Origin of the sequence: Ensifer sesbaniae (genome assembly GCF_013283665.1) — a bacterium.
GTDB classification, from domain to species: Bacteria; Pseudomonadota; Alphaproteobacteria; order Rhizobiales; family Rhizobiaceae; genus Ensifer; species Ensifer sesbaniae.
Map to the genome: position 1 here is coordinate 791,605 of NZ_JABEKU010000002.1, position 13,544 is coordinate 805,148.

The 13,544-nt window shown below is 63.2% G+C and carries 11 protein-coding genes; 10 read left to right on the plus strand and 1 reads right to left on the minus strand.

Annotated features, from left to right (window positions below):
• Nucleotides 1-67 precede the first annotated feature (67 nt).
• The 6 genes from bufB to BHMPCIPO_RS21425 all read left to right on the plus strand — a co-directional run bounded on the left by bufB (nt 68) and on the right by BHMPCIPO_RS21425 (nt 5,044).
• Nucleotides 68-994, plus strand: a complete 927-nt coding sequence (gene bufB, locus BHMPCIPO_RS21400; RefSeq protein ID WP_173518839.1) for an MNIO family bufferin maturase — start codon at nt 68-70, stop codon at nt 992-994.
• A complete protein-coding gene (locus BHMPCIPO_RS21405) occupies nt 981-1,784 on the plus strand; it encodes an HvfC/BufC family peptide modification chaperone (protein ID WP_247958734.1) in 804 nt (267 codons plus the stop codon). Before bufB ends, BHMPCIPO_RS21405 begins: the two co-directional genes overlap by 14 nt.
• 4 nt (nt 1,785-1,788) lie before the next feature.
• Nucleotides 1,789-2,304, plus strand: a complete 516-nt coding sequence (locus BHMPCIPO_RS21410; RefSeq protein WP_173518840.1) for a DoxX family protein — start codon at nt 1,789-1,791, stop codon at nt 2,302-2,304.
• Between the two features lie 174 nt (nt 2,305-2,478).
• Nucleotides 2,479-3,087, plus strand: a complete 609-nt coding sequence (locus tag BHMPCIPO_RS33685; protein WP_173518841.1) for a helix-turn-helix transcriptional regulator — start codon at nt 2,479-2,481, stop codon at nt 3,085-3,087.
• Complete coding sequence (locus BHMPCIPO_RS21420; protein WP_173518842.1) at nt 3,084-4,061, plus strand: ornithine cyclodeaminase family protein; 978 nt, start codon at nt 3,084-3,086, stop codon at nt 4,059-4,061. The genes BHMPCIPO_RS33685 and BHMPCIPO_RS21420 overlap by 4 nt, the downstream gene beginning before the upstream one ends.
• Entirely contained in the window at nt 4,058-5,044 is a 987-nt protein-coding gene (locus BHMPCIPO_RS21425) for a pyridoxal-phosphate dependent enzyme (RefSeq protein WP_173518843.1), read from the plus strand. The genes BHMPCIPO_RS21420 and BHMPCIPO_RS21425 overlap by 4 nt, the downstream gene beginning before the upstream one ends.
• Here the strand turns inward: BHMPCIPO_RS21425 and BHMPCIPO_RS21430 are convergent.
• Nucleotides 5,034-5,975, minus strand: a complete 942-nt coding sequence (locus tag BHMPCIPO_RS21430; RefSeq protein WP_173518844.1) for a LysR family transcriptional regulator — start codon at nt 5,973-5,975, stop codon at nt 5,034-5,036. The genes BHMPCIPO_RS21425 and BHMPCIPO_RS21430 overlap by 11 nt on opposite strands.
• A gap of 111 nt (nt 5,976-6,086) precedes the next feature.
• On the opposite strand from BHMPCIPO_RS21430, the gene BHMPCIPO_RS21435 reads away from it, so the two are divergent.
• The 4 genes from BHMPCIPO_RS21435 to BHMPCIPO_RS21450 all read left to right on the plus strand — a co-directional run bounded on the left by BHMPCIPO_RS21435 (nt 6,087) and on the right by BHMPCIPO_RS21450 (nt 13,431).
• Nucleotides 6,087-7,886 carry an adenine deaminase gene (locus BHMPCIPO_RS21435; RefSeq protein WP_173518845.1) on the plus strand — a complete coding sequence of 600 codons (1,800 nt, stop codon included), beginning with the start codon at nt 6,087-6,089 and terminating at the stop codon, nt 7,884-7,886.
• A gap of 58 nt (nt 7,887-7,944) precedes the next feature.
• On the plus strand, nt 7,945-9,345 hold the full coding sequence (locus tag BHMPCIPO_RS21440; RefSeq protein WP_173518846.1) for an NCS2 family permease: 1,401 nt from the start codon (nt 7,945-7,947) through the stop codon (nt 9,343-9,345).
• A gap of 73 nt (nt 9,346-9,418) precedes the next feature.
• Nucleotides 9,419-11,215, plus strand: a complete 1,797-nt coding sequence (gene ade / locus BHMPCIPO_RS21445; protein WP_173518847.1) for an adenine deaminase — start codon at nt 9,419-9,421, stop codon at nt 11,213-11,215.
• Between the two features lie 539 nt (nt 11,216-11,754).
• The gene (locus BHMPCIPO_RS21450) at nt 11,755-13,431 is read left to right on the plus strand and encodes a putative bifunctional diguanylate cyclase/phosphodiesterase (protein ID WP_173518848.1); all 1,677 of its coding nucleotides are present in this window, start codon (nt 11,755-11,757) and stop codon (nt 13,429-13,431) included.
• Nucleotides 13,432-13,544 lie beyond the last annotated feature (113 nt).

Here is a 13,544-nt window from a genome sequence, read left to right on the forward strand (position 1 = left end):
GGACACGGCAACAGCGGTCGCGCAATGCGGCGCGACCGAACGCGGAAAACCAGCAACAGGATTGGCAATGAGCACTTTAGCAGCAACGCCCGATCGGCTCGCTTCGGCAAGCCAGCGGTTTCCCACGCATGAGATCGATGGCCTGGCAGGCACCAGCTTCAAGCACCAGCATCTGCAGGCGATCCTTGCGGATAACGCCTCCGGCGGCTTCTTCGAAGTCCACGCGGAAAACTACATGGGCGCCGGCGGTCCGCCGCATGCGGCGCTGGCCCGGATCCGCGAAGACTTTCCCGTTTCGCTGCACGGCGTCTGCATGTCGATCGGCGGGCCGCAGCCGCTCGACAAGGCGCATCTGGGGCGGTTCAGGGACCTGGTCCGACGCTACGAACCGGCGCTCGTCTCCGAGCATCTCGCCTGGTCGACTCATGAAACCACCTACTACAACGACCTCTTGCCGCTGCCCTACACCGAAGCCACGGTAACGCGCGTTGCCGCGCATATCGACGAGGTCCAGCAGGCGATCGGCCGGCCGTTGCTGCTCGAGAACCCTTCGACCTACGTCACTTTCCGGGAATCGACGATGAGCGAAACGGCGTTCATCCGCGAACTGGTGAAACGCACCGGCTGCGGATTGCTGCTCGACATCAACAACGTATTCGTTTCCGCCACCAACCAGAATTATTCCGCGCTCGACTATCTGAGCGACTTTCCGTTGGACCATGTCGGCGAAATCCATCTTGCCGGGCATGCTAAGCAGCAGGATGACGAGGGCGAGTTGTTGCTGATCGACAGCCACGACGGACCGGTCAGCGATGCCGTCTGGAAGCTCTTCGACATCGTCATCGGCCGTAGCGGCCCGATCCCGACGCTGATCGAATGGGATAGCGCCATTCCCGACTGGCCGGTGCTGAAGCGCGAGGCGGCGGCCGCGCAACTGATCCTCGACCGTCATTCCGAGGCAGCTTCGCGGGAGAAGAGCCGTGCAAGCGCCTAGCAAAAAGCCCGCTGTGCCGCTCGAAGGGAGCGAGAACTACGCTGCCGAATTCGTGCCGCCGCTTCTCGATCCGGAACGTGAAACGCCCGCGCTCGTTTCCGGCCCCGACGGCAAGGCCGCCATGAAGCGCTTCAACGTCTACCGCAACAATGTCACCGTCAGCCTGATCGAGGCGTTGGCGGCGACGTTCCCGGCAACGGCGCGCATTACCGGCGAAGCCTTCTTTCGCGCCATGGCCCGTTTTCATGTGCGGGAGACAGCCCCGACTTCGCCGCTGCTCTTCGAGTACGGCCGGGATTTTCCGGATTTCATCGCACGCTACGACCATGCACGGTCGATGCCCTGGCTGGCCGATGTGGCGCGGATCGAACGTGCCTGGCTCGATGCCTATCACGCTGCCGATGCGCCAGCTTTGACGCCCGAGACACTCGCCTCCGTCCCGCCTGACCGGCTCGGCGACGTCGTTTTCGAGGCCCATCCGGCAACCAGACTTGTCCGTTCCGATTATCCAGCCGTGACGATTTTTGCTGCCAATCGGGCGAGTGATCCGGTCGGCCGGATCCAGACCTCGGCGCCGGAAAGCGCGCTGATCACCCGCCCCGACTTGGAGGTGGCTGTCCGCCACCTGACACCGGGAGCCGACATTCTGCTCGACCGGCTGCTCTCAGGCGTTCCGCTCGCCGCAGCGGCAACGGAGGCAGCAAGCCATTGCCCCACACTCGACCTCGCCACCGTCATCGCAACGGCGCTCGACGCCGGCGCCTTCGCCGCCCTTCATCAAGGAGGATGAAAACATGATGTCCGCATCCAGTTCACCGAACGACATCAACCGGGCAGACCTGTCGCACTGGGTCCGGCGCGCCAACCAGGTGGTGAGCATGCTTGCCCCACTTTGGCTTGCCCAGCTCGTTCTGCGCTTCGGCCTCGCAGTTCCGTTTTTCCGCTCAGGCATGAGCAAGTGGGACGGCTTCCTGCAGTTGAACGACGTCGCCGTGCTGCTGTTCAGCTCGGAGTTTCAGTTGCATCTTCCCGGCGGTCCCTACCCCTATCCTGCCCCAGCCGCCATGGCGTTTGCTGCCGGCTCGGCCGAGATCATGCTGCCCATCCTGCTGGTGTTCGGTCTGGCAACCCGCCTTGCCGCGCTCGGCCTCCTGATCATGACGGCAGTCGTTCAGCTGACCGTGCCGGATGGCTGGCCGATCCACATCACCTGGGCTGCGATGGCACTTGGCCTCATGGCCTCCGGGCCCGGCAAGTTCTCGCTCGACCATATGCTCTGCGCGTGGCGCGGCGGCCCCCGCAAAGGCTGAGACCAACCGCGGTGCCTGGGGTCAGCACCTGGCGTCGGAGCAGCGGCATAGGATGCAATCAGCGGCGTGCGAACCCTTGCACGCCGCTGTTGCGCCTTCCGGATACAAAAAATCTATTATGGACAACTTAGTCTACGAATGGTTTAACGGCCACCGATCGAGAAAGGGAAGGCCGTGAACCCGGAACTCCGCCCGCATATCCTAGTCTGCGACGCGATTGCATTGCTGTTCCAGCCCTATGCCGAAGTCGTGTTGCACGACCTCGCAACCGAAACCGTCGTCCATATCTCCGGAAATTTCTCGAAGCGGGAAATCGGCGAACCCTCGCTGCTCAGCGAGATCGGCTTCAAGGAAGCGGACGGGATCATCGGTCCCTACGAGAAGGTCAACTGGGACGGCCGCCCGATCAAGGCGATCAGCGCCGTGCTGCGCGACAGGATGGGCAAAGCAATCGGCGTGCTCTGCATCAACGCCGACGTCTCGGACTTTCACGCCGCACTGCGCACGCTCAATGCGTTTGTCGGTGTGCCGGCCAGCGACAAGCCGGAGAGTCTGTTCAAGGAGGACTGGCACGAGCGCGTCAACGAATATGTCCAGCAATGGACGGCTACCCGCGGACTGACGATCTCGACCATGAGCCGGACCGACAAGCAGGCGCTGGTGATCGCGCTTTCCTCCGATGGCGCCTTCGGCGGCAAGAATGCCGCCTCCTATATCTCCCGCATCCTCGGCATGGGCCGGGCGACCGTTTACAAATATCTGAGCAAGGATAGCGCGCAATGATCGTGATCGACCGCGAAAGTCTTGCCAAACTGCCCTTGCTGACGCTCGCAGCCCCGGCGATCCGTGACGCCTACATCGCCGCGATCGACGGCCGCGCCAACCTGCCGCCGGTCGGCTACCTGCCGCTTTCCGGCCGCAACGCTGATTGCCACATCAAATACGGCTACATCGAAGGCGATCCGATCTTCGTCGTGAAGATCGCCTCCGGCTTCTACGACAACCCGGCCAAGGGGCTGCCATCGAGCACCGGCATGATGGTTGCGGTCTCCGCCGAGACTGGAGAAGTCGTCGCCGTGCTCGACGACAAGGGGTTGCTGACCGATCTTCGCACTGGCGTTGGCGGCGCGATCGCGACCATGGCGCTCTGGCGCGGCGACGCCCGGAGGATCGGCATGGTCGGCACCGGGACGCAGGCTCGCGTTCAAATCCGGGCGCTGGCCGCACTCTCGGACCGTCCGTTGCAGTACACTGTTTGGGGCCGGTCGCCGGAAGGTGCTAAGGCCGTGGTCACCGACCTGGCGGACCTTGATCTTTCCATCGCGGCGACAACCGATCTGGAAACATTGTGCCGCCAGTCCGACGCGATCGTAACGACAACACCGTCGAAAGAACCGCTGATCCGATCGGAATGGATCGCACCAGGCACGCATATCACCGCCATGGGCGCCGACGCGCCAGGCAAGCAGGAACTCGATAGCGCGCTTGTTGCCCGCGCCGATCGCCTCGTCGTCGATCTCGCTGAGCAATGCCTGGACCATGGCGAATTTTCCGCTGCCGCGCGCGCCGGGCTGATTGGCAGAGACCGCTGTATCGCGCTCGGCGCAGTCCTTTCCGGGGCGTCCGAAGGCCGGCTCTCGAACGGGGATATCACCATCGCCGACCTGACGGGGATCGCCACGCAGGACATCGCCATCGCCCACACCGTGCTCGATGAACTCGGCCTGCTCGGCCGCGTGCAAGGAACAACCCCATGACCAAAGACGTCCTTGAAACGGCCGCGCGCTCCGTCAGGGCTCGCCAGCGCATCCGCCCCTTCATCTATGAGACGCCGCTGCTCCCCTCCCGCACGATTGGGCAGCAGAGATCTTCGACAGCGCTGTTCAAGGCGGAGAACCTGCAACTAACTGGCTCCTTCAAAATCCGCGGTGCTGCCAGCAAGATGACCTCGCTGCCGCGGGACCAGCGGGTCATCACCGCCTCCTCCGGCAATCACGGCATCGGTGCTGCCCATGCGGCAAGCGTGATCGGCCAGAACCTGACCGTCGTGCTGCCCGAGATCGTCACGTCGGCAAAACTCGAACGCATCCGTTCCTATGGCGTTGACGTCATTCTCCACGGCGCCGAGACCGGGCTTGCCGAGCAGCATGCGCAAGGGCTGGCCGCATCGGAAAAGCTCGCTTACGTCTCGCCCTACAACGACCCTGACATCATTGCCGGACAGGGGACGATCGCCCTCGAATTGCTGGAACAGGCCGAGCGCATCGACAATGTCTTCGTCGCCATGGGCGGCGGCGGGCTGATCAGCGGCATAGGCTCCGTATTGAAGAGCTTCAGTCCACACACCCGTGTCATCGGCGTTTCGGCCGCCAACTCGGCGGCGCTCGCCGCTTCCATGAGCGCCGGCCGAGTCGTCAACACGGACCATCTCGACACGCTCGCCGAAGCAGTTGCCGGCGGTCTCGATGAAGACAGCCTGACGCTCGGGCTTTCGATGTCCGTGATCGACGAGGTCGTGACCTGCACGGAAGCGGAAATCGCAGCGGCGATGCGCGACCTGCTTCTCGGCGAGCACATGCTGGTGGAAGGTGCGGCCGCCCTAGCACTTGCCGGCTTCCGGCAGGTCGCCGAAAAATGTGCCGGCCAGACCAATGTCGTCCTGCTCTGCGGCGGCAATGTCGACGGCACCAGCGTGCTTCCCACATTGCTTAACCAGGCGAAGATTGCCGTCAAAGACTGACCCGTTCCACGTAGTAGCGCGGGATCTTCACCCGGTCCCGGTCGCGATAGAAATCGATGCAGAAGTCGACGAAGGCCTTGAAGCGCTTCGACACGTGCCGGCGGCGCGAATAAATGAGGTTGATGGCCGTTTGCGGTGAACGCCAGTCGGGAAGCACCGGCTCCAGCAGTCCGGCCTGCCGCTCGGTCTCGACGAAGAAGTCGGGCAGATAGGCGATGCCCTCCCCTGCGACAGCAAAATACTTGATCGTCCAGTAATCGTTGGTGGTGCAGGTCGCCGTCGGTAGCAGGTCCACCTCGTCCTCACCGGGTTGCGTCAGATACCAGGACTGTAACCGCGTCGGCTGGCGGAAGACGAGGCCGCGATGGCCGGCAAGCTCATCGGGATCTTTCGGCTGACCGTGGCGCGCGATGTAGTTCGGACTGGCGAACAGGCCGTAGGACGAGACCGAAAGCCTGCGGCTGATATAGTCGACATCCGACGGCTCGCCCCAATGGAAGATGCCGTCGAGCGCCTGCTCGGTGACCTCGGAGAACGGCTGGCGCGAGGAGAGAAAGACGACATCGAGATTGACCTGCGGATATTGCTGGCGAAAGGCGTAGAGCAGTTCCGAAGTGATCGTGGTGCCGAACTCGCCGGTCGATCCTACACGCAGCGTGCCCGCCACCTCCTGGCGCATCTCCGCCATGGCGGTTGCCGCGTCGTCACAGTTTGACTGGATGAGCCGTGCATAGCGCAGGAACTCCGCCCCCGCATCGGTCACGTGCAACTGATGTCCTTCACGAACGAAGAGTTCGATGCCGAACTCGTCCTCCAATTGCCGGATCTTGTGGCTGAGCGTCGACTTCGGCAACCGATAGCGACGCGAAGCCGCTGAAATCGAACGGGAATCGGCGACCTTTACGAAGCAGTCGATGAGCGAAAGATCCATATTTCGTCCAAAATCTTGGATGATATGTTCAGAAACTAGCCTGTTTCGGCCCATTGTGTAAACAGCATGGAATTGGGAATATTCACTGGAGCTAAGGGAGAAGAGGTTCCAGTGAGCGATATCAGAGAATTCATTCGCGCCGCGTCGGGCACCGGCGGCAAAGCAACGCTCGCGATCCGGGGCGGTCGCCTGGTCAATGTCGTCTCGGAAGAGATCTATCAGGCCGATGTTGCCATCTATGGTGAGCGCATCATCGCCGTCGGCGATATCTCCGACTATGTCGGTCCCGATACCAAGATCGTCGACGCAGCGGGCAAGTACCTGGCGCCGGGCATGATCGACGGGCATCTGCATGTCGAATGCTCGAAGATGTCGCTGACGAGCTTCGCCAAGGCCGTCGTTCCGCTCGGCACGACCTCGATCGTCACCGGTCTCGACCAGATTATCGTCGTCGGCGGCCCCGATGCTGCGCGCGAGTTCCTCGACGAAGCGAAGCAGACGCCGCTGAAAGTCTTCTGGGGCGCGCCCTGCAAGACGCCCTACACCATGCCGCGCTCGACCGTCGGCCACTATTTCAGCCCCGCCGACCACCAGGCCACGCACCACTGGCCGGAATGCGTCGGCATCTGGGAAACCGTGCGCGAATTCATCCAGGAGGAGGACGCCGACGTGCTCGCGGCGCTCGAACTCGCCAAGAGGAGCCGTCTGCCGGTGCTCGGCTGCTGCCCGATGACGCGCGGCGCACGGCTCAACGGCTACCAGCAGTCCGGCGTGCGTGCCGATCACGAGAGCTACACGCCGGGGGAAATGCTCGAAAAGCTGCGCGCTGGCATGCATGTCGTGGTGCGCGAATCCTCGATCTCGCACTTCCTCGCCGACAACCTGCGTATCGTCACCGAGATGGGCGCCAAGGCACTGCGCCGCATCAGCTTCTGTACCGACGACGTGGTGGCGAGCGACATCCTGAAGCGCGGCCATCTCGACAACATGGTGCGCATGGCGATCGCGATGGGCATCTCGCCGATGGCGGCGATCCAGATGGCGACGATCAACGGCGCCGATGCGCTGCGGATCGACGACAAGGTCGGCTCGATTTCGCCCGGTCGCGCCGCCGACATCCTGCTCGTCAACGACCTTCGTAACTTCAACATCGAAACGGTGGTCGCCAAAGGCGAGGTGGTCGCACGCAACGGCAAGATGACGATCGAGTTGACGCCGCCGGAACGCAGCGCAGCACTTCTCAATTCGGTGAAGGTCGCGCCGCTTCAGCCCGGCGATCTCAAGGTTGCCTATGATGGCGCCGGCGAGACGGCGCAAGCGATGGCAATTGGCGTCACTCCGGAGAAGATCTTCGTGCGCACCCGCCGCGACGTGACGCTTTCGGTCAGGCAAGGCCAGGTGTTCGCTGATCCCGCGAGGGACGTGCAATACGTCACCGTCGTCGAACGCTACGGCAAGACCCGGAACCGCCCGGTCGCCTTTGCCTCCGGCTTCGGCCTCAAGGAAGGCGCGATCGCCAGTTCCACCGCGCCCGATGACAACAACATCATCTGCATCGGCGCCAATCTCGAAGACATGCGCATCGCCATCAACCACCTGATCGCAAACAATGGCGGCCAGGTCGTGGTCAAGAACGGCAAGGTCGAAGCCTTCCTGCATCTGCCGATCGGCGGCATCGTCTCCGACATCGAGCCGGCCGAAATGGCGGCACTGGAAGATCAGCTCGACGATGCGGCCCGCGCGCTCGGCTGCCCGCTGCCCTGGCCCTTCATGTACATGTTCGTCCTGCAGATCACGGCGATCCCGGAATATGCGATCACCGATCTCGGTGTCGTCGACTGCGTCGGGCTGAAGGTGATCTCGCCGTTTGCGCCTACGGGCGGGGATGAGCGTGCCGTCGTCGCCGAATGATGCCTAGGAGGGGGCCGGCCACGCCGGCCCCCTTCGTCATCTAAAAAAGGGGAACAAGATGAACTACCAGAACAAGACCGTGGAGGCGGCACCAGGCCCGGAGACATCCTGGCTCGGCGCTCTTCTCGACCGCTACTTCCAGATTTCGCGGCGCGGCTCGACCGTCCGCACCGAAATCCTCGCAGGCCTCACCACCTTTCTCGCCGCCTCCTACGTCATCGTCGTCAATCCGTCGATCCTGGCGCATGCGGGCATTCCGTTTTCGGCCGGCGTGACGGCGACGGTGCTCGTCAGCTTCATCGGCAGCTGCGCCATGGGGCTCTATGCGCGCAGCCCCATCCTCGTGGCACCCGGCATGGGCATCAATGCGCTCTTTGCCTACACCATGGTCGTCGGCGCCAAGGTTCCGCTCGAAATCGCACTTGGCTGCGTCTTCTGGGCCGGCGTGCTCTTCACCATCATGGCGTTCTTCAACCTCCGCCAGACGATCATCGAGGCGATCCCGGTTGATCTGCGCTATGGCATCGCCTGCGGCATCGGCCTCTTCATCGCACTGATCGGCCTGGAAAACGCCAAGTTCATCGTCGCCAATCCCGATACGATCGTTGGCCTCACGCAATTCAACCCAGTGACGCTTACCTTCATCGTCGGCTTCGTGCTGACGGTGGCTCTGGTGCTTCGGCGCGTCCCCGGCGCCATGATGGCCGGCATGATCCTCACCACGATCCTCTCGATCCCGATCGGCCGCTGGTGGGGCGACGGCAGCGCGTTCTCGCCCGAAACCCCTGACGTACACACGCTCGTCAACTGGAGCGGCTTCTCCGCCGCGCCGGATTTCAGCTTCGTCGGCCAGATCGATCTGTTGGGCGCTTTGAACCTGATCTACCTGCCCTTCATCTTCGTCTTCCTGTTCACCAACTTCATCGAGGCGCTTTCCACCTTCCTAGGCCTGGCGGAAGCTGCCGACCTCAAGGATGAAACCGGCATGCCGCGCAACATCCGCGAATCCATGCATGTCGACGCGATCGCGGCGCTGATCTCCGCACCGCTCGGAACGAGCCCCGCGACGGTCTATCTCGAATCCGGTGCGGGCATCGCGCAAGGGGGACGAACCGGCCTCGTCGCACTGATCGCGGGTCTTCTCTTCGTGCCCTTCCTGTTCCTGTCGCCACTGCTTTCGCTGGTGCCCGCGGTCGCGACCGCGCCGGTGCTGATCCTCACCGGCCTCTTCATGTCCGAACCGATCAGCAACATCCGCTGGAGCGTGCTTGATGAAGCGATCCCGGCCTTCCTTGCGATCGTATTGATCCCGCTCACCTTCTCGATCACGCTCGGCCTGTCGCTTGCGATCATCGCCTACGTGCTGATCAAGCTGGTCTGCGGCCGCGCCGGCGATGTAAGACCGGTCATGTGGTTCGTCGCCCTGCTTGCCGCAGCGCTCGTCGCCCAGACCCAGTAGACCGCCAGCAAATCCTTCGGCGCCCTCCGTTCCAAAGAAGGGCGCCGACATCGCCCATTCGAAGGAAACCGTCATGCTTCAATCCTGGTCGAAAACCGCACCCGAACTGGTCGACGTCGCCATGGGCCGCAAGCCGGCCGATCTCGTGATCCGCAACGGCAAGTGGGTCAACGTCTATTCCGGCGAGATCATTCCCGGCACCGATATCGCCGTCAAGGCCGGCCGTTTTGCCTATGTCGGCCCGGACGCCGGCCACACGATCGGCGCTGAAACCAAGGTCGTCGACGCGGCCGGCCGCTACCTCGTGCCTGGCCTTTGCGACGCCCACATGCATGTCGAAAGCGGGCTCGTCACCGTCACCGAATTTGCCCGCGCGGTAATCCCGCACGGCACGACCACCATGTTCATCGATCCGCACGAGATCGCCAACGTGCTCGGGCTCGATGGCGTCCGGTTGATGAACGAGGAAGCCCAGAGCCTGCCGATCAACGTGCTCGTCCAGATGCCGAGCTGCGTGCCGAGTGCGCCGGGCTTGGAGACCGCCGGCGCCGAGCTTTCCGCCCAAGATGTCGCCGAGGCACTCGCCTGGCCGAACATCATCGGGCTCGGCGAGATGATGAATTTCCCCGGCGTCGCGGCCAACGATCCGAAGATGATGGCCGAGATCGCCGCCACCCAGGATGCACGCCTCACCGTCGGCGGGCATTATGCCTCGCCGCATCTCGGCCGCGCGTTCCATGCCTATGCCGCCGGCGGACCGGCCGACGACCACGAAGGCACGACCGTGGAGGACGCCATCGCCCGCGTTCGCCAGGGCATGCGCGCCATGCTGCGGCTCGGTTCGGCCTGGTACGACGTTGCGGCGCAGATCAAGGCCGTTACCGAATCCGGTCTCGATCCGCGCAATTTCCTGCTGTGCACCGACGACAGCCATTCCGGCACGCTCGTCCATGACGGACACATGAACCGGGTCGTGCGCCACGCGATCGCTCAAGGGCTGAAGCCGGTGACCGCCATCCAGATGGCGACGCTCAACACCGCCCAGCATTTTGGCCTCGAGCGCGAGCTCGGATCGATTGCGCCGGGCCGGCGAGCCGACCTGATCGTCACCTCGGATCTCGCGGCGCTACCGATCGAGATGGTGTTTGCCCGCGGCGAACTCGTGGCCGAAAGCGGCACGCTCGCGCGCGATATCCCGGCTTACGTCTATCCGGAACGTGCGCGCAACACCGTCCACCTCGGTCGGATGCTCGCCGCCGCGGATTTCGACATTGCGTCCAACGCACGCGCGTCGTGCGCCCGCGTTCAGGTGATCGGCGTCGTCGAAAACCAGGCGCCGACGCGTGCGCTCGAGGCCGAGGTCACGATCGAGAACGGCCTGGTGCAGATGGACCGCGCCAACGACATTTGCCAGATCGCGCTGGTCGAACGCCACCGCGGCACCGGCGACGTCGTCAACGCCTTCGTTTCCGGCTTCGGCTATGACAGCGATTGCGCGATCGCCAGCACGGTCGCACACGACAGCCACCACATGATCGTCGTCGGCACGAACAAGGTGGACATGGCCAAGGCGGCCAACCGGCTGCACGAGGTCGGCGGCGGCATCGTCGTGATCAAGGAAGGTCGCGAGCTGGCGCTCGTCGAGTTGCCTGTCGCGGGTCTCATGTCCGATCAGCGGGCAGAGATCGTCGCCGAGAAGGCGGCCGCCATCGTCGAGGCGATGCGCGCCTGCGGCTGCCGCCTGAACAACGCCTACATGCAGCACTCGCTGCTGGCGCTCGTCGTCATTCCGGAGCTCAGGATATCCGACAAGGGCCTGATCGACGTCCGGACCTTCCAGAAGACCGACGTGATCCTGAGCACGCGTTGAACCCTCTTCGGAATCGGCCGCCGATACAGGCGGCCGACCTTTGGCCGCCAAACTGTGCTTTCGACCCCGTCGCGGGTGCCGAGCAGTCATCCGATCCACCAGTTTCTTCGTTTATGGTTAACCTGCGCCTGAAGGAGACCATTCCATCCGCTCGCCCGTCCAAATCAGCGGTTCGTCGATCCCGGGCAGGAAGCCCTTGCGCCGCAAAGCTTGATTCACACGGCTGTCCTGCAATGGGATTGCTGCATGAACCAAACTTCGGCGCTCTCTCTAAGTGGCACCAAATTGCATGCAATGATGGTAAATGATAAAAGAAGGAGCTTACATACAACCGTGCAGGGCAATGGCGCCGTGCCAGGCCCACGACGTTCCGAAACGAGGTTTCCACAGGCAAGGTCCAGCGTGCGGCAAGGGCATTGACCCGGATACGTCGCGCGATAGCTTTGGGGAAGGACGATCCACGCCGTGTGCAGTGTCCGCGGGAGGCGCAATCGTTTGCTACCCCGGATGAGTTCGGGACAGAAAAGGGAAAGGCAAGTATGCCGGACACTGATGCAACTTTGTCTGCTTCAGCTTCAGTGCAAGACACCGTAGCGGCCAACGCCGATGAAATCCTTTCGTTCTATGATGAGGCTTTCCATCTGACGAGCGCTTCGTCAGCGCTCCAGGAGACCTACGAGGTCGGCGCGCTGGTCGATGCGACCCTGTGGCACCTCTATCCGGAGCTGCTTGCGCCCGCCTCCAAGGCGACGGTCGAGTCTGTGATCGCGAACGGCGTGCCCAGAAGCGTCGAAGTCATCGACGCCACCACCAAGTCACGGCGCACGCTCCTGGTCTTCCGCGCCGTGCGCGGCATCGGCGTGCTCGAAACGAGCGGCCGCGCGACGCGCCGAGAGGTCGGCAGCCACGGCGAAAGCGAACGGGCGCTGCTGCTGCATCAGGCGACCCACGATGTGCTGACGGGCCTGCCCAATCGCCGGCAATTCAGCGACGATCTGCAAAGCATCCTGCCGACGCCGGGCGAGAAGCTGGCGCTGATGCAGATCGACCTCGACGACTTCAAGCCGGTCAACGATACGCTCGGCCACGGCGCCGGCGACGCCGTGCTCAAGATGGCGGCGGAGCGGATTCGCGGAGCGCTTCGCGATGGCGAGGTTGCCTATCGCCTGGCCGGCGACGAGTTTGCCGTCATCCAGCGCCACAGCGACCAGCCGACCGACGCCGAATATCTCGCCGAAGCCTTGATCCAGGCGTTCAACGAGCCGTTTACGATCGACGGCATCACAGTCTTCGTCGGCGCCAGCATCGGCATCGCCATCGCGCCGAACGATGGCAACGAGATCGAGCAGTTGATGAAGGCGGCCGACATCGCGCTCTACGCGGCGAAGAAGGACGGCAGGGGCCGGGCCAAGACCTTCAGCCGCTCGATGCTGATCGTGCTGGAACAGCGAGAGATGCTGCGTCGCAGCCTGCGCACGGCTCTGCAGGACAATCAGTTTTCCATCGAATATCAACCGCTCGTCGAACCGCCGTTTTCGATCGTCGGCTTCGAAGCATTGGTGCGCTGGCACCATCCGCTGGTAGGTGTCATTCCCCCCAACGTCTTCATTCCCATGGCGGAAGCCGACGGGCTGATGAGCGAGATCGGCCAATGGGTGCTCGAAGAGGCCTGCCGGCAGGCCGCCACATGGCCGTCGCACTTCACCGTCGCCGTCAATCTCTCTCCGGCTGAATTCCTGCGGGAGGGGCTGACCGACCGGATCGCCCAAGCGCTCGACATGTCCGGCCTCAGGGCTGACCGGCTTGAGTTGGAGGTCACGGAAACGGTCCTGCTCGAGCGCACGACCAACAATCTGGACACGCTGAACACCCTGAACGTACTGGGCATCCAGATTTCGCTCGACGATTTCGGCACCTTCTACTCCTCGCTCAGCTACCTCAAGAACTTCCCCTTCGACACGATCAAGATCGACCGCTACTTCATCAAGGACCTCGAGAGCGACGAGAAGAGCCAGACGATCGTTCGATCGATCATCGGGCTTGCGCATGGCCTCGGCATGCGGGTCACCGCCGAAGGCGTGGAAACGGTCGGTCAGGCGGTCTGGCTGCGAAAAGAGGGATGCGACCGGCTGCAGGGCTATTTCCTGGGCATGCCCATGCCGGCAGACGCGATCGGCGCCTACCTTCGCCGCTCGTCGGCCATGGCTACGCTCTAGTCGCATCCATGCGTTGCGCAATGAGAGGCGCGACGCCAAGCCTGGGTTGTTTACGTGCAAAATCCGGGGGTTGCGTGGTTACAAATCATTATGGAAAGTGCCATATGGCCGTA